The 25030-nt window shown below is 71.8% G+C and carries 23 protein-coding genes; 17 read left to right on the forward strand and 6 right to left on the reverse strand.

Going from position 1 to position 25030, the window contains the following annotated elements; all coding sequences use genetic code 11:
* Both ACIPSJ_RS41510 and ACIPSJ_RS41515 read right to left on the reverse strand, forming a co-directional pair.
* The gene (locus tag ACIPSJ_RS41510) at nucleotides 1-411 is read right to left on the reverse strand and encodes a hypothetical protein (protein WP_401353742.1); all 411 of its coding nucleotides are present in this window, start codon (nucleotides 409-411) and stop codon (nucleotides 1-3) included.
* Nucleotides 412-537: 126 nt separating this feature from the next.
* On the reverse strand, nucleotides 538-1719 hold the full coding sequence (locus ACIPSJ_RS41515; protein ID WP_401353744.1) for a CaiB/BaiF CoA transferase family protein: 1182 nt from the start codon (nucleotides 1717-1719) through the stop codon (nucleotides 538-540).
* Between the two features lie 142 nt (nucleotides 1720-1861).
* On the opposite strand from ACIPSJ_RS41515, the gene ACIPSJ_RS41520 reads away from it, so the two are divergent.
* The 6 genes from ACIPSJ_RS41520 to ACIPSJ_RS41545 are packed head-to-tail and all read left to right on the forward strand — an operon-like array spanning nucleotide 1862 to nucleotide 6644.
* Nucleotides 1862-2353, forward strand: coding sequence for a PaaI family thioesterase (locus ACIPSJ_RS41520; RefSeq protein WP_359218413.1), 492 nt, complete (start codon nucleotides 1862-1864; stop codon nucleotides 2351-2353).
* Nucleotides 2354-2357: 4 nt separating this feature from the next.
* Nucleotides 2358-3206, forward strand: a complete 849-nt coding sequence (locus ACIPSJ_RS41525) for an enoyl-CoA hydratase-related protein (RefSeq protein ID WP_359218415.1) — start codon at nucleotides 2358-2360, stop codon at nucleotides 3204-3206.
* A 17-nt stretch (nucleotides 3207-3223) separates the two neighbouring features.
* Nucleotides 3224-3676, forward strand: coding sequence for a MaoC family dehydratase N-terminal domain-containing protein (locus ACIPSJ_RS41530; protein WP_401353747.1), 453 nt, complete (start codon nucleotides 3224-3226; stop codon nucleotides 3674-3676).
* Complete coding sequence (locus ACIPSJ_RS41535; RefSeq protein ID WP_359218419.1) at nucleotides 3673-4098, forward strand: MaoC/PaaZ C-terminal domain-containing protein; 426 nt, start codon at nucleotides 3673-3675, stop codon at nucleotides 4096-4098. The genes ACIPSJ_RS41530 and ACIPSJ_RS41535 overlap by 4 nt, the downstream gene beginning before the upstream one ends.
* Before the next feature lie 4 nt (nucleotides 4099-4102).
* Entirely contained in the window at nucleotides 4103-5554 is a 1452-nt protein-coding gene (locus ACIPSJ_RS41540) for a class I adenylate-forming enzyme family protein (protein ID WP_401353749.1), read from the forward strand.
* Complete coding sequence (locus ACIPSJ_RS41545) at nucleotides 5547-6644, forward strand: serine hydrolase domain-containing protein (protein ID WP_401353751.1); 1098 nt, start codon at nucleotides 5547-5549, stop codon at nucleotides 6642-6644. The genes ACIPSJ_RS41540 and ACIPSJ_RS41545 overlap by 8 nt, the downstream gene beginning before the upstream one ends.
* Before the next feature lie 39 nt (nucleotides 6645-6683).
* On the opposite strand, the gene ACIPSJ_RS41550 is transcribed toward ACIPSJ_RS41545, so the two are convergent.
* Together ACIPSJ_RS41550 and ACIPSJ_RS41555 are read right to left on the reverse strand one after the other, a co-directional pair.
* Nucleotides 6684-7865, reverse strand: coding sequence for an amidohydrolase family protein (locus tag ACIPSJ_RS41550; protein ID WP_401353753.1), 1182 nt, complete (start codon nucleotides 7863-7865; stop codon nucleotides 6684-6686).
* Between the two features lie 103 nt (nucleotides 7866-7968).
* Nucleotides 7969-8769: a FadR/GntR family transcriptional regulator gene (locus ACIPSJ_RS41555; RefSeq protein ID WP_401353755.1), complete on the reverse strand. Its 801-nt coding sequence runs from the start codon at nucleotides 8767-8769 to the stop codon at nucleotides 7969-7971.
* A gap of 187 nt (nucleotides 8770-8956) precedes the next feature.
* Here ACIPSJ_RS41555 and ACIPSJ_RS41560 point away from each other — a divergent pair, with 187 nt between their 5' ends.
* Together ACIPSJ_RS41560 and ACIPSJ_RS41565 are read left to right on the forward strand one after the other, a co-directional pair.
* Nucleotides 8957-9775 carry an enoyl-CoA hydratase-related protein gene (locus ACIPSJ_RS41560; RefSeq protein ID WP_355721501.1) on the forward strand — a complete coding sequence of 273 codons (819 nt, stop codon included), beginning with the start codon at nucleotides 8957-8959 and terminating at the stop codon, nucleotides 9773-9775.
* Entirely contained in the window at nucleotides 9772-10434 is a 663-nt protein-coding gene (locus ACIPSJ_RS41565) for a DUF2889 domain-containing protein (RefSeq protein WP_401353758.1), read from the forward strand. Before ACIPSJ_RS41560 ends, ACIPSJ_RS41565 begins: the two co-directional genes overlap by 4 nt.
* Here ACIPSJ_RS41565 and ACIPSJ_RS41570 read toward each other — a convergent pair.
* Nucleotides 10431-11657, reverse strand: coding sequence for an acyl-CoA dehydrogenase family protein (locus ACIPSJ_RS41570; protein ID WP_401353760.1), 1227 nt, complete (start codon nucleotides 11655-11657; stop codon nucleotides 10431-10433). The genes ACIPSJ_RS41565 and ACIPSJ_RS41570 overlap by 4 nt on opposite strands.
* A gap of 102 nt (nucleotides 11658-11759) precedes the next feature.
* On the opposite strand from ACIPSJ_RS41570, the gene fabG reads away from it, so the two are divergent.
* Genes fabG through ACIPSJ_RS41595 form a run of 5 tightly spaced genes read left to right on the forward strand, consistent with a single transcriptional unit; the run spans nucleotide 11760 to nucleotide 17258 of the window.
* Nucleotides 11760-12506 (forward strand): 3-oxoacyl-ACP reductase FabG, encoded by a 747-nt coding sequence (gene fabG / locus ACIPSJ_RS41575; protein WP_401353762.1) that lies wholly within the window; start codon nucleotides 11760-11762, stop codon nucleotides 12504-12506.
* Between the two features lie 49 nt (nucleotides 12507-12555).
* A complete protein-coding gene (locus ACIPSJ_RS41580) occupies nucleotides 12556-13779 on the forward strand; it encodes an acetyl-CoA C-acetyltransferase (RefSeq protein ID WP_401353764.1) in 1224 nt (407 codons plus the stop codon).
* Nucleotide 13780: 1 nt separating this feature from the next.
* Complete coding sequence (locus ACIPSJ_RS41585; RefSeq protein WP_401353766.1) at nucleotides 13781-15223, forward strand: OB-fold domain-containing protein; 1443 nt, start codon at nucleotides 13781-13783, stop codon at nucleotides 15221-15223.
* Complete coding sequence (locus tag ACIPSJ_RS41590) at nucleotides 15223-16446, forward strand: acetyl-CoA acetyltransferase (protein WP_359218441.1); 1224 nt, start codon at nucleotides 15223-15225, stop codon at nucleotides 16444-16446. The genes ACIPSJ_RS41585 and ACIPSJ_RS41590 overlap by 1 nt, the downstream gene beginning before the upstream one ends.
* Nucleotides 16447-16463: 17 nt before the next feature.
* Nucleotides 16464-17258: an SDR family NAD(P)-dependent oxidoreductase gene (locus ACIPSJ_RS41595; protein WP_401353768.1), complete on the forward strand. Its 795-nt coding sequence runs from the start codon at nucleotides 16464-16466 to the stop codon at nucleotides 17256-17258.
* 7 nt (nucleotides 17259-17265) lie between these two features.
* Here the strand turns inward: ACIPSJ_RS41595 and ACIPSJ_RS41600 are convergent, their stop codons facing one another.
* Nucleotides 17266-20058, reverse strand: a complete 2793-nt coding sequence (locus ACIPSJ_RS41600) for an ATP-binding cassette domain-containing protein (protein WP_401353770.1) — start codon at nucleotides 20056-20058, stop codon at nucleotides 17266-17268.
* Nucleotides 20059-20086: 28 nt separating this feature from the next.
* Between ACIPSJ_RS41600 and ACIPSJ_RS41605 the strand changes: the two genes are divergently transcribed.
* From ACIPSJ_RS41605 to ACIPSJ_RS41620, 4 genes are read left to right on the forward strand one after another with little or no spacing between them, the layout of a single operon-like run.
* A complete protein-coding gene (locus ACIPSJ_RS41605) occupies nucleotides 20087-21331 on the forward strand; it encodes an ABC transporter substrate-binding protein (RefSeq protein ID WP_401353772.1) in 1245 nt (414 codons plus the stop codon).
* 13 nt (nucleotides 21332-21344) lie between these two features.
* Complete coding sequence (locus ACIPSJ_RS41610) at nucleotides 21345-22049, forward strand: ABC transporter ATP-binding protein (RefSeq protein ID WP_401353774.1); 705 nt, start codon at nucleotides 21345-21347, stop codon at nucleotides 22047-22049.
* Nucleotides 22050-22067: 18 nt separating this feature from the next.
* Complete coding sequence (locus ACIPSJ_RS41615; protein WP_401353776.1) at nucleotides 22068-23411, forward strand: hypothetical protein; 1344 nt, start codon at nucleotides 22068-22070, stop codon at nucleotides 23409-23411.
* A complete protein-coding gene (locus ACIPSJ_RS41620) occupies nucleotides 23408-24790 on the forward strand; it encodes an acyl-CoA reductase (RefSeq protein ID WP_401353778.1) in 1383 nt (460 codons plus the stop codon). The genes ACIPSJ_RS41615 and ACIPSJ_RS41620 overlap by 4 nt, the downstream gene beginning before the upstream one ends.
* Nucleotides 24791-25030: the final 240 nt, after the last annotated feature.

A 25030-nucleotide genomic window follows, 5' to 3' on the forward strand; every position in this document is an offset into this window, starting at 1 on the left:
TCACTGTGTCTCACGGCTGAGCACGCGGGTGCACACGGAACAGCGCGGTACCGGGTCGCCCATGAACCCGCGTATCCAGGAGTCGGTGCTCGTGCACCCGGGGGTCCTGCACACGTACCGGGGGGCCGGCACTGCGGCGGCGAACCCCCCACCCGCGAGCCCTTGGTACCCGCTGTTGCCCGGAGACGTGTCCCGTTCCTGGTCCCGGCCGGGACGCGACTGGATCCAGGAGCGCACCCGGGCGTCGGCGTACAGGACGCGGCGCAGTTCCTCGGCTCCGCCGGGGCGGGACGAGGCGGCGAGCGCGCGGTGGATGTCCGCCGTGATCCGGGGAGCGTCCGCGCCGACGAGCGCCGGCAGCACCCCGAGTACGTCCCTGGCGAGTGCCGCCCATGAGCGGTCGTGGTCCATGCTCCGCCTCCCCCGGTCGGCACCGTCTACGTGCCCGACGCAAGTGTGGCAGTTGCCGTCGTGCCGTGTGGGGCGATCGCCGGTTGCCCGGGCCCGCGGGAACGGCGGGGCACACCCGCGGTGACCTCAGACGACTCCCCGGGCCCGCAGACCGTGGAGCTGACTTTCCGTCACACCCGCGAGCTCGGCCAGGACTTCGGCGGTGTGCTCGCCCAGCTCCGGTGGCGGGGTGTACCCCTCCACCGGGGTCGCCGAGAGCCGGATCGGGTTGGCGAGGAGGGGGAGTCCCGCCGCCTCGGCCAGCATGCCGCGGTGTCGGATCTGCGGGTCGGCGAAGACCTCGGGGAGTTCGTTGTAGGGGCCCGCGGGCACGTCGTGGGCGTCGAGTACGGCCAGCCACTCGTCGCGGGGCCGGGTGCGCAGGATGTCCTGGAGCACCGGGAGGATCTCCTTGCGGTACGCGATCCGGGCGGAGGTCGTGGCGAACCGGGGGTCCTGGAGGAGGTCGGTGCGGTCGGCCGCCGCGCAGAAGGCGGCGAACTGCTTGTCGTTGCCCGCGACGAGGAACAGCGGCTTGTCCCGGCACATGAACGCCTGGGACGGGATCCCGCCGTAGCCGCCGTTGCCGCGCCGCTCCGGGACCTCGCCGGAGACCAGGTAGTTCATCGCGAAGTGCGACAGCGAGGCCAGCCCGCAGTCCAGCAGGGAGAGGTCGATGAACTGGCCCTCCCCGGTGAGGTCCCGGTGCCGCAGGGCGGCCAGTACCGCCGTGGCGGCGTAGAGCCCGGTGAGGATGTCGACCATGCTGATGCCGACCTTCATCGGCTCCTCGGGGTGCCCGGAGACGCTCATCAGGCCGGACATGGCCTGGAAGATGCCGTCGTATCCGGGCCGTTCGGCGTAGGGCCCGCTCTGGCCGAAGCCGGTGACGGACAGGTACACCAGCCGCGGGTTGATCTCGCGCAGGCTCTCGTGGTCGAGCCCGTACTTGGCGAGGGTCCCGGCGCGGAAGTTCTCCACCAGGACGTCGGAGCGGGCCGCGAGCGTGCGAAGGATCGCCTGTCCCTCGGCGGTGGCGTGATCGACGGTGACCGACCGCTTGTTGCGGTTGCAGGAGAGGTAGAAGGCCGCGGTGTCCGTCCCGGGGGCGAACGGCGGCCCGTAGGTGCGTGAGTCGTCGCCCGTGCCGGGCCGCTCGATCTTGATGACCTCGGCGCCCAGGTCGGCGAGCAACTGGGTGGCGAGGGGCGCGGCGAGGATGCGGGACAGGTCGAGCACGCGGACTCCGGCCAGGGCGGTCGTCGGCATCGCGGGGCCTCCTCGACACAGATGAATGAGTTATATAAATAATACATACAGGGGTCCGAATGTGGTGCTGTCATGATTGCCTAACTAGCCAAATCATGTAACTATATCGACCGATCGTCGGGTCGAGACCGGAGGCGAGCGCATGACCGTCGCTGCGAGGGCCCTCACCGACCAGGAACAGCGGGAACGCCGGGAGTGGTTCCGCGTGCGCTGGGAGCGCGGGGTCGCCTTCAACCGGCGCTGCCGGATGCGCATCGTGCGCTGGGACCCGGACGGTGTCGAGATGCTGCTGCCCTACGCCGAGGAACTCTCCGCCCACGAGGGCGTCTTCCACGGCGGGGTGATCTCCGCGCTCATCGACACCGCCGGCGCGGGCGCCGTCATCGCCGGGCACGACTTCACCAAGGGGAGCCGGCTCAGCACCGTGTCGATGTCCGTGCAGTACCTCGCGCCCGCCCGGGGCGCGGAGGCCGTCGCCCGCGCCCGCTGCGTCCGGCGCGGCGGCCGGGTGCACTTCGCCGACGTCGACGTGATCGCCGACGGCCGCGTCTGCGCCCGCGGCCAGGTGGTGGTGACCATCTCCGGGGAACGGCCGGGCGTCGGCGACCCCATCGAACCGCTCACGGAGGAGTGACGCGATGCCCGACGAGTTCGCCGAGAACGATCCGGTGCTGTACGAGGTCGACGAGGACGGCGTCGCCACCCTCACCCTCAACCGGCCCGAGCGCGGGAACGCGTGGAGCATCCCCATGGAGAACCGCTTCTTCGCGCTCCTGGACGAGGCCGCACGCAACCCGGCGGTCCGCGTCGTGATCATCACGGGGGCGGGCCGGGCCTTCTGCCCAGGGATGGACATGCGGCGCCTGGAGCAGAATTCCCAGCCCGGCCAGTCCCTGGGCCTGCACGCCCGCGTGCCCATGTACGTGAAGCGGGACATGCCCAAGCCCCTGATCGCCGCGATCAACGGCGCCTGCGCCGGCATCGGCCTGGTGCAGGCCCTCATCTGCGACGTCCGCTTCGCCGCCCGGGGCGCCCGCTTCACCACCGCCTTCACCCGCCGCGGCCTGGCCGGCGAGTACAACCTGCCGTACGTCCTGCCACGCGTGGTCGGCGTGGAGAACGCGCTCGACCTGCTGCTGTCCGGCCGGGTCTTCGACGCCGACGAGGCGAAGGCTCTCGGCCTGGTCAGCCGCGTCGTCGAACCGGACGACCTGCTCGACGCCGCCCGCGCCTACGCCCGAGACATCGCCCGCAACTGCTCCCCGCGCGCGATGGCCGTCGTACGCCACCAGGTCTACGGCGATCTCGACCGCACCTTCACCGACGCCCTCGCCCGCTCCTACTCCGCCATGGAGTTCTTCGCGGGCTCACCCGACTTCCGTGAGGGCGTGGCGAGTTTCACGGAGAAGCGGGAGCCCCAGTTCGAGGGGCTGCCGCCGGACTTCGACCCCGAGGACGCCACCCGCGACGCGTTCCTGCCGTACTGACCGAGGAGAGAACGAAGATGTCAGGTCAGCCGTTCCCCGTCGAGGCCGGGCACATCATGATGTTCGCCCGCGCCATCGGCGACGAGAACCCGGCCTACCAGGGTGAGGGAGCCCTCGCGCCGCCCACCTTCACCATGGCGAGCGCCCACTACGACCCCGGCTACCACCTGCGTCCCAAGCCGGACGAGGAGTGGTTCGGGTCGGGCGGCGGCCCCGGGACGATGCCCGAGGGCGGCGGCGGGCTGCACGCCGAACAGCACTTCGAGTACCACCGCCCGGTGCGCGCCGGCGAGACCCTCCACGCCCACACGGTCCTGGGCCGGGAGTGGGAGAAGCAGGGCCGCACCGGCCGGCTGCTGTTCAGCGAACGCATCACCGAGTACCGGGACGCCGACGGCGAACCCGTCGTCAGTGCCGTCACCGTGGCCGTCGTACCCGAGGGCCCCGCCACCCGGAAGGACGCCCGATGACCGGCCTGAGCGCCACCGACGTCAAGGTCGGCGAGACCCGCGAGAGCGTCCTCGTCGCCGACCTCAAGCGCACCCGGATCGTGCAGTACGCCGGTGCCTCCGGCGACTTCAACCCCCTGCACACCGACGAGCGGTTCGCCGTCGCGACGGCGGGCTACCCGGGTGTGTTCGCCCACGGGATGCTGACGATGGGCATGACCGGCCGGGTCCTCACCGACTGGGTCGGTGCCGAAGCCCTGCTGCGCTACGGCGTCCGGTTCAAGGCCCAGGTCTGGCCCGGCGACACCCTGACCGCCACGGCCACCGTCGAGTCGGTCGAGGAGACCGAGGCCGGCCCGGTCGCCCGCTTCACCCTGCGCACCGTCAACCAGAACGGCGTCGAGGTGGTCACCGGAACCGCGGCGGCCCGCCTGGAGCCCTGAGCCGGTGACCGGTACCGACGACACCTGGACCGGGCTGGTGAGCCGCGCCTACGACCATGCCCGCCCCGCCGTCCGCTTCGGCGACCTCACCTGGAGCGGCCGGGAACTCCTCGACCGGGCGGGCGGCGCCGCCGACTGGCTGGACACCCTCGGCCTGGCCCCCGGCACCCCGGTACCCGCGCTCGTCGCCACCTCCGCCGACGCCCTCGCGCTGGTGATCGGCGGCGCGGGCTCCGGCCACCCCCTCGCTCCGCTCGGCGTCCGCATGACCGCACCCGAGATCGCCGCGGTGGTCGACGCACTGGATTCCCAAGTCCTCGTCGCCCAACCCGAGTTCGCCGAACTCGCCCATCAGGTGGTCCGTCTCTCCGGGTCCCGTCTGCGCCTGGTCGGTGAACTGCCCTCGCACGGACGGGACCTGACCGCCGCACCACAGCAACTCACCACCGTCCTGCACACCTCCGGCACGACGGGCCGGCCCAAACCCGTCCCCATGACCCAGCGCCGCCTGGCCGCCCGGGCACGGGTCAACGGCCGGCTGTGCGCGCTCGACCCCGACAGCTTCTACGGCGGCAGCGCGCCCTTCCACCACATCGCCGGCCTCGGCAACATCGCCGTCGCCCTCGCCGCCGGCGCCCTGATCACCGGCCTGCCCCGCTTCACCGTCGAGGGCTGGACCCTGCTCCGAGACCTCGGCATCACCCACACCAGCATGGTCCCGGCGATGCTGGAGACCCTGCACACGGCCGGACAGGCCCGCCACGAGACCCTGCGGACCCTGCAGTACGGCGGCGCGCCCGTCCGCCCCGACACCCTGCGGCGGACGTACGAGGCCATGCCCGGCGTCCGCATGCTCAACATGTTCGGGCAGACCGAGGGTTCGCCGATCACCGTCCTCACGCCCGAGGACCATCGCGAGGCCGTCGCCGGACGCACCGAACTCCTGCGTTCCGTCGGACGGGCCGCCCCCGGCACGGAGCTGCGGGTGCGCGGCGCCGGTCCCGACGGGATCGGCGAGATCCACGCACGCGCCGACCACTTCTTCCACGTCGACCCGGAGGGCTGGCTGCACAGCGGCGACCTGGGCCGGGTGGCGGACGACGGGTACGTCTACCTGTCCGGCCGGGGCAGCGACATGATCATCCGCGGCGGTGAGAACGTCCACCCGCTGGAGGTCGAGACAGTCCTGACCGCCCATCCCGACGTCGCGGACGCGGCCGTCACGGGCGCCCCGGACGAGCGACTCGGCCAGACCGTCGTCGCCTTCGTCGTGCCGTCCGACCCCGAAGCCCCGCCGGACCCGGCGGAGTTGCGGGCCCACACCCGCGCCCGGCTGTCCGGTTACAAGGTCCCGGTGCGCTGGTGGTTCGTGTCCGAGCTGCCCCGCAACCCGAACGGCAAGGTGCTGCGCCACCGGCTGCGGGAGCCGTACGAAGAAGGAGAATCACGTGCCTGACGCCGTCGACCCGCAGCGACTCGACGTCCTGCTGAGCCGGATCCGCCGGGAGGTCGAGGACGGCCCCCTGCCCTCCGCCCAGGTCGCCGTCGCCCGCGACGGTCGGCTGGTCGCCTTCGAGATCTACGGCGACGCGGACCCCGGCACCCGCTACATCCTCCAGTCCGTCGGACGGTCGATCGTCGCGGGCGCCGTCTGGAAACTGATCGGCGACGGACTGCTGGACACCGGCGAACAAGTGGCCGCGATCATCCCGGAGTTCGCGCCGAACGGGAAGGAGCCGGTGACCGTCGAACAGGTGCTCACCCACACCGCGGGCTTCCCCTTCGCGCCGCTCGGCCACCCCAAGACGCTCGACCGCGAGCAGCGGCTCGCCGCCTTCGGGCGCTGGCGGCTGGACTACCCGCCGGGCAGCCGCTTCCAGTTCCACCTCACCTCCGCGGCCTGGCTGATCGCCGAGATCACCGAGCGGCGCACTGGCCTGGCCTTCGCCGACTACCTGCGCGAACGGATCACGCAGCCGCTCGGCCTGTCCTCGATCGAACTCGGGGTGCCGGTGGACCGGCAGCCGGGCAGCGTCGCCCCGATGCTCGCCACCGACCGCACGGACGACGGCCAGGAACCCGACCCCTGGGGACCCTGGTACCTGTCCGACCCGCAGGTCCTGGCGGCCGGCGAGCCCAGCCACGCCCTGGTCGCCACCGCCGCCGACGTCGCCCTGTTCTTCCAGGCACTCACCCACTCGGGCCTGTGGAAGCCGGAGGCGGTCGCGGAGGGCACCCGCATCCGGCTCACGGAACATCCGTACGGCGAGCAGATCTACGGGGGCGGCGGCGAACGCCGTACCAGCATGGGGCTGTTCGTGACCGTGGCCGGACCCGACGCGGGAAGCAGCCTGCCGTCCACCGGCTCGCCGGCGCTGTTCGGCAGCGCCGGAGCCGCCTACCAACTGGGCTTCATGGACCCGGAGTCCGGCCTGTCCTTCGCGTGCCTGAGCAACGGCTACCCGCTGGCCGGCTATGACCACTCCCCGCGTGGCACGGCCCTGATCGCCGACATCGCGAACCTGGCGGCGGGCCTGGTCCGATGACCGGGCCCGCCGCCAGGCGGGTTCTCTCGTGGCCGGGGCTCAGCGGGTAATGAGCTGCTGGGCGTTGTGGAACATGATGTCGTCCTGCGCGGACTCGTCGAGCTCGGCGATGAGCTTGCGGAAGTCGGCCGGCTCGGCCAGGCCCTCCGCGTGCGGGAAGTCGGAGCCCATCACGATGGACTCGTGGTGGCCGAGCCGCCGGACGACGTTCACGATGTCGTCCTCCGGGTAGGGCACCACGCGCACGTGCTTGCGGAAGACCTGGCTGGGCCGCTCGTCCAACTGACCACCGATCCACGGGCCGTTGCGGCCCATGCCCCGGCTCTTGTCCATGTGCCGGACGAAGTGCGGCACCCACTCGGAGCCGAACTCGGAGACCAGGACGTTGATGTCGGGGAAGCGCCCGAAGAGGTTGTCGAAGATCAGCGCGGACAGCGTCTCCTCGATCGGGCGCTGGCCGTAGGTGTTCTGCCACTGCCAGGCCGACATCCGGAAGTGGATCGGGTTCGGGTCGTAGCCCCACGCGGGCGCCACCTGCGAGTTGTAGTAGAACTCGCTGATGTGGTAGCAGACGCTCGCCTTGGCGTCGTTGACCAGCTTCCAGAACGGGTCGAAGTACGGGTCGCCGGGGGAGCGGCCGTACACCGGCCCGGTGGGCAGCAGGATGAAGCGGGCGCCTTGTTCCAGGACGTACTCCAGTTCCTTGACCGCGTGGTCGAGGTCGCGCAGGGAGAGCAGGGCGGGGGCGTAGATGCGGCCCTGGTGGTCGAAGCCCCACACCTCGTTCATGTACCGGTTGAACGAGTGGTAGTTGGCGTAGAGCGGCTCGACGCCCTTCACGTACTCCTCGGCGACCAGGGCCCAGCCGCCCGGGTACATGATCGACTGGTCCAGGCCCTGCTCGTCCATGACCCGCAGCCGGGCCTCGCGGTTCTGGTACGACTCGTGCATCGGCTCGAACTGGTAGGTCTCCTCGGGGTTGCCCGAGGACATGGCCTTGAGCATCTCCTTGAGCGAACCGGGCCGGTACACCTGCCCGAACTCCGGTTCCAGGCAGACGACGATCCGGTCCCCGGCGAGGATCACCTCGCGCCCGTCCGGCAGCGTCACCGGCGCGACGGCCGCACCGAGGAACTCCTTGGGGAGGTAGCGGGTGAAGGAGTCCCGCTCCTCGTACATGTGCTGGTCGCAGTCGAAGATGCGCTTGCGCTGTTCGGCCATGCCCGTCGCCTCCGGACCCCAGAGCTAATCGGTACGCCTCCTATAATTATCTAACTGTTTCTTGGAGGCAAGGGGGTGCCGTGGCGTGACTCCGCGGGGAGCGTCAGTCGATGAGTTCCAGCACGGTCTTCGGGCCCGCTCCGTTCACCACGTCGTCCGCTGCGGTGATGTGGCGCTGCCAGAGCTTCTCGGCCTCGTCCGCCTTGCCGGCCTCGATCAGGCCGACCAGGCGCACATGGGCCCGGTGGCCCCTGAGGGCCTGGGCCTTCTGGGCCTCGGGGTCGGCGGCGCCCGCCGTGTACGAGGCGTTCGCCCGGTCGATGATGTTGCGCAGCATGCCGCACAGCAGGATCAGGGTCTGGTTGCCGGTGAGCTCCACCAGCAGGGCGTGGAAGGCGTCCTGGGCGTGGACCAGGCCCAGCGGGTCCTCCAGGACGGTCTTCTCGGCGGCGACCGCGTCCCGCAGCCGCTTGATGTCCTCCACCGTGTGCTTGCCGGCGAGCTGGCGGGCGCACTGCGGCTCGATAAGAGCGGCCGCGCGGTAGAGGTCGCCCAGGGTGGCGCCGCGGTACTCCAGGATCAGGCCGGCGAACCGCGCGGCGACGTCCGCGTCCGGGGCGCTCACCCGAGCGCCGCCGTGGGCGCCGCGGCGCACGGTGATCAGCGACTCCGACTCCAGGACCCGGAACGCCTCGCGCAGGGTCGGCCGCGAGATGCCGAACTGCTCCATCAGGCCCGACTCCGGAGGCAGCGCGTCGCCCGGCTGCAGCTCGCCCCGCACGATCTGCCGGCGCAGGTGGCCGGCGACCAGCTCGGCGGTCTTCGGGACCCGTACCTGGCGTCCGATACGGCCGGGGGCGCGGACGGGCGTGCTCGGCGTCTCTGCTGCGGCTGCCTCGGCCACGGTGGACTCTCCTCGTGTGTCGCCAGGTAAATAGCAAAATGAATCTGCTTAGTGCATCGAGGGTACCAGGTCAAGGGTGGATCGACCGGTGGTCGGAGGGGGCGGTCTGGCCTCTTCCGGCCTCCGTGAGATATAGATGATTCATCTATCTATTAAGCTTGCTCGACGGATTCACGGGAGTGACCCCATGACCGAGAAACCGACCCCGGTGATCCTCACCGAACTCACCGACGACGGGGTCCTGCTGCTCACCCTGAACCGGCCCGAGCGGCACAACGCCTGGACCCTGGAGATGGAACTGCTCTACAACGAGCTGTTCGACCGGGCCGAGGCGGACCCCGCGGTACGGGCCGTGGTGCTCACGGGCGCCGGCCGCAGCTTCTGCCCGGGCATGGACATGAGCGTGCTGGACGGCGCGTCCTCCGGAGCCCGCCCCTGGCCCACGGACCGCCTGCCGCCGCGCACCCGGCCCATGACCTTCCCCAAACCCCTGGTGGCGGCGATCAACGGCGCCTGCGCGGGCATCGGCTTCAACCAGGCGGTCATGTGCGACGTACGGTTCGCCGTGCCCGAGGCGAAGCTCGCCGCCGCGTTCAGCGCCCGCGGCCTGGTGGCCGAGGACGGGGTGTCCTGGCTCCTGCCCCGGCTCGTCGGCTACGGCAACGCCGCCGACCTGCTGCTGTCCTCGCGCCGGATCACCGGCACGGAGGCCCTTGCCATGGGCCTGGTCAACCGGCTGGCCGCACCCGAGGACCTGCTCTCCTCGGCGCTCGCCTACGCGACCGAACTGGCCCGCACCGCCAGCCCGTACGCGATGTCCCTCATCAAGCGACAGCTGGCCGACGACCAGGCCCGCACCTTCACCGAGAGCCGCGACAGCGCCGCCGCGCTGCTGGCCACCGCCAAGCGTGCCCCCGACTACCGGGAGGGCGTGCGCAGCTTCATCGAGCGCCGCAGACCCGAGTTCGCGGCCCTCGGAGAAGCCGTTCCCGAGGTCGCGTCGTGACCCGCGCGGCCATCCCCCTGCACCGCCGCACCGTCACCTTCTCCGCCTACGAGGAGGACCGCGGCGAGATCTCGGTCGAGGCGGAACTGCGTGACGAACGGCCGTGGGAGGAGCCGCCGGGCGGAGTCGTCCACCGGATGGTGCTGTCGGTGCGCGTGCGCCTCGCCGACATGGTGATCACGGCCGCCGAGGCGGGCATGCGGGACTTCCCGCACGCCGAGTGTCCGCTGATCGCCCCCGCCTTCGACGGCCTGGTCGGGCTGAGCGTCGCCGCCGGCTACAACCGGGCCGTCCAGGAACGCTTCCGAGGGGTCTCCGGCTGCACACACCTGCACGAACTGGCCCGTGCACTCGGCCCGGCCGTCGTCCAGTCGGCCATCTCCGCCCGCAACCGCCACGCCCCCGACCCGTCGGCCAACGACCCGCGCTCCAGCGCCTGGGTCATGAACAGCTGCCACATCTGGGCCCCGGACGGCGTAGGCCCCCGCAAACTCGAAGCAGGCTGGCGCCCAGGCACGGGCCCACGCCCAGTGCCCGAGCTAGGAACCTTCGAACAGCGCTCAGTGCAGCGCCCCGAAAGGGGCGCGGGGAACTGCGCGACCAGCCACGACGCAGCAGCAGACGACCCACGGCCTACGGCCCCACACTCCGCGGACTAACCCGCACTCGCCCTCGGCTCCCGCGGCAGCCCCAGCACCTTCTCCGCCAGAATATTCCGCTGGATCTGCGAGGTACCGGCGTAGATCGTCCCGGAACGGGCGATCAGATACGTCGTCGACCAGGACGCCGAGGAGTTGGCGGCGCCCGGATCGTCGGCGCGATACGTCCGCAGCGGTGGCCGCCCCACCGGCACCTGACCGTGCAGGCCCATGATGTCCATGGCGAGGTCGGTGACCTCGGTGTGGTACTCGCTCCAGTACAGCTTGGCGATCGACGTCTCGGGGCCCGGCTCGGCGCCCTTGAGCCAGCCGGTGAGGATCCGGTACCCGAGATAGCGCATGATCTCTACCTTCGACCAGCACCAGGCGATGCGCTGCCGGATCACCGGATCCCGGTCCTTCCCGTACTGGCGGGCCAGCTCGACCAGGCGCTCCACCTCCGCCCGGAACAGCACGGGGTTGGTGGCCGCCTCCTCCCCGCGCTCCACGCCCAGCAGGCTCTGCGCGACCGCCCACCCGTTGTCGACGCCGCCGACGACCAGACCGGCACGGGTGCGGGCGCCGTTGAAGAAGACCTCGTTGAAGTGCAGCTGCCCGCTCATCATGCGGAACGGGCGCACCTCCACACCGGGCTGGTCCAGCGGCACGAGCAGGAAGGAGATGCCCCGGTGCTTGGGGGCGTCCCGGTTCGTGCGCGCCAGGACGAAGATCCAGTCACTGTGGTGGGCGCCCGAGGTCCACACCTTCTGGCCGTCGATCACCCATTCGTCGCCCTCCCGGACGGCGCGCGTGGTGAGGGAGGCCAGGTCCGAGCCCGCGTCCGGCTCCGAGTAGCCCTGGCACCAGGTGTCCGCGCCGCTGAGGACGCGCGGCAGGAAGCGGCGCTTCTGTTCCTCCGTGCCCCAGCGCAGCAGCGTGTTCGCCAGCATCTTCACGCCGAAGGTGTCCTGGGGCAGCCCGAACGGCACACCCGCCAGCGCCAGTTCCTCCATCAGCACCACCTGGTGGAGCTTGGACAGGCCACGGCCGCCGTACTCCTCGGGCCAGGTCAGCGAGAGGTAGCCGCGCCGGGCGAGCCGTCGGCGCCAGTCGCGGGCGAAGGCCCGGGCCGGTTCCTCGTCCAGGGCTCCGATGCCCTTCCAGGCCGGTGGCAGCTCCTCGGCGAGGAAGCTCCTGACCTCGGTGCGGAACGCCTCGGTCTGCGGCGGATAACTGATGTCCACCTGGTCTGCCTCCCTGTCCGGCCGGCCCGTCGCACGGTTGATAGTTTCAGCATAATAGGTTATCTATTTAAGAGGAATAGCGACGAGTCAGGGGCGGGCCGCATGGGAATGCTGGAGGGCCGAAACGCCGTGGTCACCGGCGGCGCACAGGGCATCGGCTACGAGATCGCCGCAGTGCTCGGTGCCGCCGGCGCTCGCGTCGTCATCGGCGACATCGACGGGGCCGCCGCGGCACAGGCCGCCGAACGCCTCGGCAAGGAGTGCGTGACGGCCACCTCCATCCGCTGCGACGTCACCGACGAGGACGAGGTGGCCGCGCTGGTCGCCCACTGCGCCGACGCCTTCGGGCCGGTCGGCGTGATGGTCAACAACGCCGGTTTCACGAGGGACGCGACCCTGCGCAAGATGCCCGTCGCCGACTTCCGGGCCGTCCTCGACGTGCACCTCACCGGTGCCTGGAACGGCACCCGGTACGCGGCCGAGGCGATGCGCGCCCACGGACAGGGCGGCAGCATCGTCAACATCTCCTCCATCGCCGGCAAGGTCGGCAACTTCGGGCAGACCAACTACAGCGCCGCCAAGGCCGGACTCGTCGGCCTGACCAAGGCCGCCGCCAAGGAACTGGCGAAGGCGGGCATCCGGGTGAACGCCGTACAGCCCGGTCTGATCCGCACCGGCATGACCGAGGCGATGCCGCGGGCGGCCTGGGACGCGAAGCTCGCCGAGATCCCGCTGGGCCGCGCGGGCGAACCCACCGAGGTCGCCCAGACCGTCCTCTTCCTCGCCTCCGGTATGGCGAGCTACGTCACCGGAGCCGTGATCGAGGTCACCGGCGGCCGGTACATGTGATCCCCGCCGACGAGCTAACGACCAGACGGGCTGACGAAAGGCATGACGGATGCGTGACGCGGTCATCTGCGAACCGATACGTACCCCGGTCGGGGGCTATGGGGGAGTGTTCCGGGACGTCACGGCGACCGAACTGGCCGCCACCGTCGTCCGGGCCGTCCTGGACCGCACCGGCGTCCCGGCCACGGCCGTGGACGACGTGATCCTCGGCCAGTGCTACCCCAACGGCGAGGCCCCCGCCATCGGCCGGGTCGCCGCCCTCGACGCCGGACTGCCCGTGGAGGTGCCCGGACTCCAGCTCGACCGCCGCTGCGGCTCCGGCCTCCAGGCCGTCATCACGGCCGCGATGCAGGTGCAGACCGGCGCGAGCGACCTGGTCCTGGCCGGGGGCGTGGAGTCCATGAGCCAGGCCGAGTTCTACACCACCGACGCCCGCTGGGGCGTACGCGGCGCCGGCACCATGCTGCACGACCGGCTCGCCCGCGGCCGGGTCACCTCCGGCGGCGTCAACCACCCGGTCCCCGGCGGCATGCTGGAGACGGCCGAGAACCTGCGGCGCGCATACGGCATCCCGCGCGAGGAACAGGACCAACTGGCCCTGCGCTCCCACCAGAACGCGATCTCGGCGCAGCAACAGGGCCGTTTCGCCGACGAGATCGTGCCCGTCACCGTACGCACCCGCAAGGGCGAGACGGTCGTCGACACCGACGAACACCCGCGTCCGGACTCCTCGTTGGAGAAACTCGCGCGACTGCGCCCGGTACTGGTTCGCCAGGACCCCGAGGCCACCGTCACCGCCGGCAACGCGAGCGGCCAGAACGACGGCGCCGCGATCTGCGTCGTCACCCACCCCGAACGCGCCGCGGAACTCGGCCTGCGCCCGCTGGGTCGCCTGGTCTCCTGGGCCGTAGTCGGCGTGCCACCCGAGACGATGGGCATCGGCCCGGTGCCCGCCACCGCCAAGGCCCTCGAACGCGCGGGACTGAAGCTCGCCGACATCGACCTGATCGAACTCAACGAGGCCTTCGCCGCCCAGGTGCTGGCCTGCACCCGCGAATGGGCCCTGACCGAGGCCGACTTCGAGCGGTTCAACGTCAACGGCTCCGGCATCTCGCTCGGCCACCCCGTGGGCGCCACCGGCGGTCGCATCCTCGCCACCCTGCTGCGCGAACTGGACCGCCGCCAGGCCCGCTACGGCCTGGAGACCATGTGCCTCGGCGGCGGCCAGGGCCTCGCCGCGGTCTTCGAACACTCAGCCAAGGGAGGACGCTGACATGGCCGGACTGATCGCATACGGCGCCCATGTGCCGTACCACCGCCTCGCCCGGGCCGACGTCGCCGCCGCCCTCGGCACGCCCGCCGCGAAGGGCACCCGCGCCGTGGCCGGCTACGACGAGGACACCACGTCCATGGCCGTGGAGGCCGCCCGCACGGCCCTGGCCCGCGGCGACCTGCGCCCGCGCATCGGCCAGCTGTTCCTGGCCACCGCGACGCCCGCCTACCTCGACAAGACCAACGCGACCGCCGTGCACGCGGCCCTCGGCCTGGACCCGCACGTCCTCGCCGCCGACATGGCCGGCTCCGTACGCTCCGGCCTCGGCGCGCTGGTCACCGCCGCCCGCTCCCCGGTCCCCACCCTGGCGGTCCTCTCCGACCTGCGCACCGGCCTGCCCGGTGGCGCCGAGGAGGTGGCCGGCGGCGACGGCGCGGCGGCGTTCGTCTTCGGCGGCCACCGCAACGGCACCCCCGTCCTCGCCGAACTGCTCGCCCACGACACCGTCAGCGACGAGATCCTCGACCGCTGGCGGCTGCCCGGCGCCCCCGCCTCCCGGGTCTGGGAGGAGCGCTTCGCCGAGGAGATCTACGTCTCCCTCGCGGACCAGGCGCTGACCGCAGCCCTCGACCACGCGGGCCTGGACCGGACCGCGATCGACCACCTCGTCGTCTCCGGCCTGCACGCGCGCGCCTGCGCGACAGTGCGGCGCACTGCGGGCGTACGGCCCGAGACGGTCACCGCCGACCTCACCGGGACCATCGGCAACGCAGGCACCGCCCAGCCCGGCCTGCTCCTCGCCGACGTCCTCGACCGCGCCCGCCCCGGCGAGCTGATCGCGCTCCTCGTCCTCGGCGACGGCGCCGGAGTCCTGCTGCTGCGCACCACCGACGCCCTCCCGGCGCACCGCGGCGCGCGCCCCGTCGCCGCACAGATCACCGCGGGGAGCCCCCCGATGCCGTACGCCACCTACCTCTCCTGGCGCGGCCTCCTCGACCGCGAACCACCCCGCCGGCCCGACCCCGAGCCGCCGTACGCCCCGCCCGCGCACCGTCGTACCGGATGGAAGTACGGCTTCGTCGCGGCCCGGTGCGAGAAGTGCGGCACCCGCCAGCTGCCGCCGGACCGGGTGTGCGCCTCCTGCCACGCCGTCGACGCCATGACCGACGAACCCATGGACGCCGTACAGGGCACGGTGGCGACCTTCACCGTGGACCGGCTGGCCTACACGCCGAGCCCGCCGATGCTGGTCGTGGTCGTCGACTACGACGGCGGCGGCCGGTTCCGCTGCCAGCTGACCGACGCCACCGAGGCGGACGCGGTCATCGGCGCCCGGGTGGAGATGACCTTCCGGCGCACGGTCACCGCGTCCGGCATCCACAACTACTTCTGGAAGGCCCGCCCGGTGCGCCTGGGCGAGGACGAGAACGAGGGGACGGCCTGATGGGCTCGCACGGAATCCGCGACCGGGTCGCGATCGTCGGCATGGGCTGCACGCCGTTCGGCGAGCACTGGGGCAAGTCCGCCGACGACCTGCTGGTCGACTCGGTCGGCGCGGCCGTCGCCTCGGCCGGTGTCACCCTCGACGACATCGACGCGTTCTGGTTCGGCACCCAGGCCTCCGGCGTGTCCGGGCTGACCCTGAGCCGGGCCCTGCGGCTGCCCAACAAGCCGGTCACCCGCGTCGAGAACATGTGCGCGACCGGCTCCGAGGCACTGCGCAACGCCTGCTACGCGGTCGCCTCCGGCGCCTACGACACGGCGATGGCGGTCGGCGTGGAGAAGCTCAAGGACTCCGGCATGTCCGGCCTCTCCGGCACCGCGATCCCCGGCGCGGGCGACGACAGCCGCGGCGAGATCACCGCCCCCGCCAACTTCTCCCTCCTCGCCCCCGCCTACGCCGCCAAGTACGGCCTGCCGGAGGACGAGTTGAAGGACGTCATCACCCGCATCGCCTGGAAGAACCACGTCAACGGCGCCCGCAACCCCCGTGCCCAGTTCCGCAAGGAGGTGCCGCTGGAGCGCATCCGGTCGGCGCCGATCGTGGCCGGCATGCTCGGCGTCTTCGACTGCTCGGGCGTCTCGGACGGTTCGGCCGCCGCGATCGTGGTCCGGGCCGAGGACGCCTACCGGTACACCGACAAGCCGATCTTCGTGAAGGCCCTGTCCTTCGTGGCCGGCCCGGCGGACGGCCTGCTCGACCCGGAGTACGACTTCACCACCTTCCCCGAGGTCGTCGCCTCCGCCCAGGAGGCCTACCGGCAGGCGGGTGTCACCGACCCGCGTACCGAACTCGCCCTCGCCGAGGTCCACGACTGCTTCACGCCCACCGAACTGGTGCTGATGGAGGACCTCGGCTTCGCCGAGCGCGGCCAGGCCTGGAAGGACGTCACCAGCGGCGCCTTCGACCTGGACGGCTCGCTGCCGGTCAACCCGGACGGCGGCCTGAAGGCCTTCGGCCACCCCATCGGCGCCTCCGGCCTGCGCATGATGTTCGAGGCCTGGCTCCAACTGCGCGGCGAGGCACCGCCGGAGCGCACCGTGCGGACGCTGGCCGAGGGCCGCTCACTCGCCCTCACCCACAACCTCGGCGGCGGACCCGGCGAATGCGTGTCCTTCGTGTCCGTCGTCGGCAGTGAACTCTCCGACAGCCAACTCTCCGACTGAGAAAGGCGGTTCGTGCCATGGGACGACTCGACGAGAAGATCGCGATCGTCACCGGGGCCGCCTCCGGCATCGGTGCGGCCACCGCCCGCCGCGTCGCCGCCGAGGGCGCCCGCACGGTCGTGGCCGATCTTGACCCGGACGGCGCGAAGGTGGTCACGGAGGAGATCCGGGCCGCCGGCGGCTCCGCGATCACCGTCGCCGTCGACCTCGGTGACATCGACAGCGTACGGGCGATGGTGGCGGCGGCCGTCGAGACGTACGGCGGCCTCGACGTCCTGCACAACAACGCGGCGGCCACCCGGCTGGCGGCCCGTCAGGACCTCGCCGTCACCGAGGCCGACCCGGCCGTCTGGGACGACACCATGCGGATCAACCTGCGCGGGACGATGGTCGCGATCCAGGCCGCCGTACCGCACCTGATCGCGCGCGGTGGCGGCTCGATCATCAACACCTCCTCGGGCGCCGGACTCGCGGGCGACCTGCGCAATCCGGCGTACGGGGCGTCCAAGGCCGCGCTGATCAACCTCACCCAGTACGTCGCGACCCAGTACGGCAAGCAGGGCGTCCGCTGCAACGCCGTCGCGCCCGGGTTCATCGTCACCCCGGCGAGCTCCGGCTCGGCCCACGCGGGCATCCGCGACGCGATGCTGCGCCACCACCTCACCCCGCGCCTGGGGCGGCCGGAGGACGTCGCCGCGGCGGTCGTCTTCCTCGCCTCCGACGAGTCCGCGTTCATCACCGGCCACACCCTGCGCGTCGACGGCGGCCTCCTGGCCCACCAGCCCTACGTCGCCGACCTGCGCGACGCGTGAGCCGGCCTCAGGACAGCGCCTCCGGCTCCAGGTCGCCCAGGTAGGCCGCCCGCACCGCCGGGTCCCGGCGCACCTCCTGGGGGGTGCCGGCGCAGATCCGGCGACCGAAGTCGAGCACGACGATCTCGTCGCAGACACTCATCACCATGTCGACGTCGTGCTCGACGAGCAGCACCCCCATGCCCCACTCGTCGGCGAGCCGTCGCACCAGCCGCGCCAGCTCCCGGGTCTCGTCGTCCGACAGGGCGGCGGCCGGCTCGTCGAGGAGGAGCACGGACGGCGACGCCGCCACCGAGCGGGCGATGGCCAGCAGCCTCCGCTCCCCGTACGACAAGTCGCCCACCGGCCGGTCCAGGCTGTCCTGAAGCCCGAACTCCCGCACGGCGACCAGCACATGGGCGGGCAGCGGCCGACTGCCGGGGCGCACCAGGTCGGTGAGGCCTGCCCACGGCCCGGGCCGGTCGCAGGCGGCGTAGAGGTTGTCCAGGACGGTCATGTCCTCGAACAGCTCCAGCGACTGGAAGGACCGGCTCAGCCCGGCCCCGGCCCGCCGGTGCACCGGCATCCGGGTCACGTCCCGGTCGCCGAGGTGCACGGTGCCGGACGCGGCCCGGGTGAAGCCGGTGACGGCGTCGATGGCGGAGGTCTTGCCGGCGCCGTTCGGCCCGATGAGGCCGACGACCCGGCCGGGCTCGACGTCGAAGGAGAGCCTGTCGACCGCGACGACACCGCCGTAGCGCACGGTCAGTTCCCGCACCCGCAGGGGGAGCTGCGCGGCACGGGTCACTTGGAGCTCCCCTTCCTCTTCGCTCGGCTCGGGCGGGACGGCCGGGCGCCCCCGGCGCAGCCTGCGCTCAAGTTCCCTGGCCTGCCCGCCGACTTCGCGCCCGATGCCGTCCTGGTTCCCGACCAGCGTCAGCACCAGCACGATCCCACCGATCAGCTGCATCCAGTCGCTCAACCCCGGCAGCAGCAGGTCCCCGAAGCGGGCGCCGACCGTGCCCGCGGCGAACGTGGCACCGAACAGCGGGCCGACGAGGTAGCCGATCCCGCCGATGACGGCGAGTCCGAGCGCGGTGATGGAGTCGAAGCTCGCGAAGTCGGCGAAGACCACGGACGTCGACCGGAAACCGATCAGTACGCCCGCGAGCGCGGCGATCGCCGCCGACAGGCCGAAGGCGTAGAGCTTGACCGCGCGGACGTCGATGCCGAGGGCCGCCGCGGCCCGTTCGTTGGCCCGTACGGCGACGAGTCGGCGGCCCGTGCGGCCGCGCCGCACGTTGGCGACCGCCAGCGCGGTGACGGCGAAGGCCACCAGGACCACGGCGGTGTAGCGCTGCGGATGGTCGACCCCGGAGACGGCGATGCCGAAGAGGGTCTGCTTGCCGACCGCGATGCCGTCGCTGCCCGGTGTCGTGGACAGATCGGTGTTCTGGAAGACCATCGCCTCCAGGGTGGTGCCGAGCCCGAGGGTGATGATGGCGAGGTTCACCCCGCGGGTACGGACCGCCGGGAGCGCGAACAGCAGCCCGATCGGCACGGTCCCCATCACACCCGCGAGCAGGGCGAGTTCGAAGGGCCAGCCCCAGTCGGCCGCCGCGTGCCCGGCGATGAAGGCGCCGGTCCCGGCGAGGGCGTAGGCGGCGAGCGAGACCTGCCCCGCGTAGCCGGTCACCACGACGATCGACAGGATGATCAGGCAGAGCACCAGCGTGTTGGTGATCGCGTCGGCCCACAGCGGCGAGGAGACCGCCACCAGGACCAGCCCCACCACGACGGCGGCGGCCAGCGGCACCGGACGCACCCGGCCCGTGCCCAGCGCGGGCAACCGGTCCAGGAAGGTGCCCCGCAGCGGCAGTGCCCGGCCGCGGACCACCAGCACGAGAGCGATGCAGAGGAAGGGCACGGAGGAGGCGAGCCCGGTGACGCCGGAGCCGAACCGGGTCAGCTCCGACTGCACGACCCCGATGCCCAGGCCGCCGGCCAGCGTGACGGGGAACGAGGTGAACCGGCCGACCAGGGCGGCGGCCAGCGCGCTCAGCAGCAGGGTGGTCAGCCCGGTCACCGACAGTCCGATGACCGGCACGATCAGGATGGCCGTCAGCCCGGCGAGTCCCGAGCCCAGTGCCCAGTTGGCGGCGGCGACCAGGCCGGGGGACCAGCCGAGCGCGGCGGCGGCCCCCTCGTGCTCGGCGACCGCGGTGGTGCCCAGGCCGAACAGCGTGTGCAGGTACACGAGATGGAGGACCACGGTCACCGCGACCGCGATGCCCAGCAGCCAGAGCCGGTCCTCGGAGACCGTCGCCCCGGCGAGCGTCAGCAGCCGGGTCGGCAGCTTGCCCGGCACCAGTTGCAGGCTGTCGCCGTACCGTTGGACGGCGACGGCGGTGAGCACGATGAACACCGCCAGTGTGCCCACCAGTCGGGCCAGCGTGGAGGCCCGGCGCAGGGGCCGGATCACCAGCAGGTGGGTCAGCAGTCCGAGCAGCGCGGAGCCGGCGACCCCGCAGGCGGCGGCCGGCCAGTACGGCATGCCGTGCCGGGTGGCCAGTTCCCACTGCAGGTAGGCCCCGGCCATGCCGATCGCCCCGTGGGCGAGGTTGAGCACGCCGGAACCCCGGTAGACCAGCACGATGCCGTGCGCGGTGAGCGCGTACAGGGCACCGAGGCCCAGTCCCAGCAGTGCGAAACGCAGGATGTCGTCCATCTGTGGCACCTCCAGACAGACAGAGTAATTATTTAAATAATTGTGTCCAGAGTACTTCACTAAACAATCCGCCGCCTCCATGCTGTTCGGCATCTCGGCCCAGCACCCTCGCGGAGGAACCATGAACCAGTCACGCCGACACAGAACCGCCGCTGCGGGCGCACTCGCCGTCACCGGAGCCCTGCTCGCCGCCGGCTGCGGGGGAGGGTCGGCCTCCGACAGCTCCGCCGAGACCTCGTCGCTGAAGGGCACGCCCGTCAAGGTGATGGTCTGGAACCCGGAGGACACCCAGGGCAGCGCCCAGCCCGGCGTCCGGCTCACCGCACAGGCCTACGAGAAGTGGATCAACGCCAACGGCGGCATCAAGGGCGCCCCGCTCAAGGTCATCACCTGCAACGAGAAGAACGATCCCGACGAGGCGGAGAAGTGCGCCCAGCAGGCGGTCGCCGACAAGGTCGTGGCCGTCGTCGGCTCCTACAGCCTGGCCGGGGACCGCTACATGCCGATCCTCCAGAAGGCCGGCATCCCCTACCTCGGCGGGACCGGCGTCTCGGCCGCCGAGTTCTCCAACCCCCTGTCGTACCCGGTCAACGGCGGCACGCCCGCGGTGTTCGCCGCGCACGGCCGGCAACTGGTGCAGTCGGGCTGCAAGAAGATCTCCGGCGTCCGCTACGACCTCGCGGCGGCGGCCATCGTCTCGCAGTTCCTCACCCTCGGCGCGACCTCCGTCGGCGGGAGCGCCCCCAAGGACCTCAAGGTGCCGGTCACGGCCACCGACCTCGCTCCGCAGGTCGCCGCCGCCACCCAGGGCAGCGACTGCGTGAGCGTCATCCTGGGCACCCACTCCGACCTGTTCGTCAAGGCGTACGTGCAGTCCGGGGCGAAGACGAAACTCGGCAGCGTCGTCGGCAACCTCACCCCCGACCTGGCCGCGAGCACCGGCGGCAGCGGCAGCCCCTTGGAGGGCGCCGTGATCACCGGCTACTACCCGCCGGTCTCCGACAAGGCGTGGCAGGGCTTCACCGAGGCCGCCTCCGGCGACAAGGACATCGACACCTCCAACGGCGCCAACGAGACGACCTGGGTGGCGTTCACGGTCTTCACCGAGGCCGTCAAGAAGCTGCCGGCCATCTCGGCCGAGGCCCTCGTCAAGGAGCTGAACACCGCGCAGGGCATCAGCACCGGCGGCCTCACCCCGCCGCTGAACTGGAAGGCGTCGACGGCACTGCCGATCAAGGGACTCAACCGCATCCACAACACCACCGCCACCGAACTCACCATCCGTGACGGCAAGATCGAGTGGGCGAAGTCAGGATCCACCTTCGTCGACGTTCGCAAGATCCTGACGGCCGCGTCGGCCGGCTGACAGGAGAACGCCCGTGCACGACAACGGACATCCCCTGATCGAGACCCGTGCCGTGTCCGCCGGATACGGCACCCGGCCGGTACTGCGCGACCTCGACCTGGAGGTCCGCCCCGGCGAGGTCGTGGCCCTGCTCGGACCCAACGGCGCGGGCAAGACCACCACCCTGCGCGTCCTCGCGGGCGAACTGGCCCCCATGAGCGGCGAACTGCGCTGGCTGGGCGCCCCCGGCCGGGCACCCCTGCACCGCCGCGCCCGCGAAGGCCTCGCCTACGTCGGCGAGCGGGCCGTCTTCAGCGGGCTCGACACCACGGACAACCTGCGCGTCGGCCGGGTCCGGACCGACCAGGCCCTGTCCCTGTTCCCGGAACTCGGAAAACGGCTCAGGATCGGCGCGGGCATGCTCTCCGGCGGAGAACAGCAGATGCTCGCCCTGGCCCGAGCCCTGGGCCGCGCGCCCAGGCTGCTGCTCGCCGACGAACTCTCCCTCGGCCTTGCCCCCCTCGTCGTGGACCGCCTCCTGCGCGTGGTCCGCGAGGCGGCCGACCAGGGTCTCGGCGCGCTCCTGGTCGAACAGCACGTGCGCAAGGTGCTCGGCATCGCCGACCGCGTCTACGTCCTGCGCCGGGGCCGCGTCGAGATGGCCGGCACCCCGGCCGAACTGCGCGCCGACCTCGACGCGCTCGAGTCCTCCTATCTCACCAAGAACCCCGCGTCATGACCGAATGAGGTGGATGCCGTGCCCAGCGCACGCGAACAGATCCGGGCCCTGGTCCGGTCCGGCGACACATTCCGTCAACCAGCCCAGGAAGTGCGGGAGTTGCAACTGGAAGCCGCGCGGGAGGCCTTCACCGCCCACCGCGAGCGGATCCCGCTGCTGCGCACCCGGGCGCAGGAGACCGGCGTCCACGAGATCACCGCTCTCCCCGACCTCGTACCGCTGCTCTTCTCCCACACGAGCTACAAGTCGTACCCCGTCTCCCTCATCGAGAACGGCCGGTGGGACCGGCTCCTGCGCTGGTACTCGACCGTCTCCGTGGTCGAACCCGGCGACGTCGACGTCGAGGGCGTCACGGACATCGACGAGTGGACCGACCGCATCACCGCGGCCGGCCACCGCCCTTACATCACCAGCGGCACCTCGGGAAAGGTCTCCTTCCTCAACTGTGACACCGACGACCTCGACTTCCTGCACGCCGTCCTGGAGAACCTCACCTGCTGGCCCGACCCGCTGCCCCCGAAACCCACCCGCCGCGGCTACCTGCTGGCCCCGGCGAGCGGCCCGATGCGCTCCATCGACGGCTTCCGCTGGCACGCGGACGTCTTCGCGCGCCCGGGGGAGACCCGGCTGCTCACCAAGGCCCCGCTGAAGGTGTCCGAGCTGATGGGCAGCGCCCTGTTGCGCCGGCGGATGGCCGAGGGCACCGCGACCCCAGGGGAGATCAGCTCCTTCGAGACCGCGTCGGCCGCCCGCGAGCAGGAATTGGACGCCGCGCTGACCGCGATCGTCGACGACATCCTCGCGCACCGCGACGAACCGCTGTTGATCGCCGGCATGAACAACCAGCAGTTCACCCTGATCCAGGCCCTGCGCGCGCGGGGCGTCGCCGACGGCGGCCTGCACCCCGACACCCTGGTGCTCAGCGGCGGCGGCAACAAGGGCCGCGCGCTGCCCGACGACTACCAGCAGCAGTTCGCCGCCTTCTACGACGGCGTACGCCGGGTGCGCAGCTACGGCATGACCGAACTCCAGGGCTCCTGCCTCGCCTGCGAGAACGGCCGCTACCACGTGCCCCCATGGGTGATCCCGCTCGTCCTCGACCAAGCCGGCGAGACGCTCCTGAACTCCGAACACGGCGTCACGGAAGGCCGGTTCGCCTTCCTCGACGTCTCCCTCTCCGGTCGCTGGGGCGGACTCATCAGCGGCGACAAGGTCTCCGTGGACTTCTCGCCCTGCGACTGCGGCAGGCCGGGACCGGCCGTGCTGCCCGACATCCGGCGCTACGGCGAACTCGGCGGCGACGACAAGATCACCTGCGCCGCGACGCTCGACTCCTACGTACGGGGGATGATCCACGGATGAGCGGCACCGCACTCGACGGCGCCGTGGCCGTCGTCCATGTGATCCGCGGCGAGGTCGACGAGAGCCCGCGCACCCCGCACGGCCGGGGCGCCTTCACCGCACCGACCCTCGACCTCGACCGCCTGGTGTGGCCCCGCACGGAACCCGGCCCCGCCTTCCACGTCCCCGCCGCCGAGATCGTCGACCTGCTGGTGGAGACCGGCGAGGCGCTCAGGTCGGACCGGCAGGGCCTGCTCGCCGAGGCCCTCGACCGCATGGTCCACGTCAGCACCCTCCCCGAGGAGGTGCTCGAACGCGCCTACGCCGCCCTGTGGCGCAGCTTCCGCGAGCCCGCCCTCCAGGCCCAGATCGACCACGAACTCGGCGGCACGGAAGTACTGGACGGCTGGCGCGAGGTACGGCTGCCCGAGGGCCGGATCGCGGCGACCCGCGCGTTCCCGCCCCGCCTGGTGCACATCATCGCCGGCAACGCCCCGGGCGTCGCCGCCCAGACCGTCGTCCGCGGGGCCCTCACCAAGGGCGTCAACCTCCTCAAACTCCCCTCCAACGACCTGTTCACCGCGACCGCGATCCTGCGCACCATGGCCGCCGTGGCCCCCGGCCATCCCGTGGTGCGCTCGTTCTCCGCCGTGTACTGGCGCGGCGGCGACGAGTCGGTGGAGAGCGTGCTGTTCCGCCCGCAGTTCTTCGACAAGCTCGTCGCCTGGGGCGGCGAGGCCACCATCAGGGGCGCCCTGAAGTACGTCGGTCCCGGGTTCGAACTCGTCTCCTTCGACCCCAAGACGTCCATCTCCCTGATCGGCAGGGAGGCCTTCGCCTCCGCCGAGACTCTGGCCCAGGCGACCGACGCGGGCGCCGCCGACGCCACCTTCTTCAACCAGCAGGCGTGCGTGGCCAGCCGGTTCCAGTTCGTCGAGGGAACCGAGGAGGAGGCCGACCGCTACGCCGCCCTGCTCTGCGAACGCCTGGGCGTGGCCAGGGAGTTCAGCTCCGCCGACGGTCCCCGGGTCCCGGCGGGGCTCCGCGAGGAGATCGACGTCCTGCGGTCCCTGGCGCCCGAGTACCGGGTGTGGGGCGGATACGACGGCCACGGCCTGGTCGTACGCTCCCCGGAGCCGGTGGACTTCCACCCCGACGGCAAGATCGTCAACGTAGTCCCGGTCGCCGCGCTGTCCGACGCCGTCGCCCACGCCGGGGTCGCCACCCAGACGGTCGGCGTGTACCCCGCCGGCCGCAAGGCCGACCTGCGCGACGCCCTCGCCTGCGCCGGCGTACAGCGCGTGGTCTCCCTCGGCGGAGCGGGCGGCATGCCCCCGGGCCTCTCCCACGACGGCTTCCACCCGCTGCGCCGACTGATGCGCTGGGTCAACGACGAGTGAGCCCCGGGGCTCGATGCCGGGTTCCCGGTGCGCGGTAGGAGCGGCCGAAGGCGCCGTTGCCCCGGCCGTCGGGGGCGCGCGGCTACCGGGCGGTGGCAGCGAGCCGTGTTCCGGCGAACTGCTGGGCGGCCCGCAGCGGCGTGACGCCCGACGAACGCGCCGGATCGAGAAGGCGGCTGACGGTGTCATCGATCCCTGCCACCCGCATGCCTTCCTCCGGTCCTGGACCCGCTGCCCCCG

It is taken from the genome of Streptomyces sp. NPDC090088 (genome assembly GCF_044747345.1).
Classification (GTDB): Bacteria; Actinomycetota; Actinomycetes; order Streptomycetales; family Streptomycetaceae; genus Streptomyces.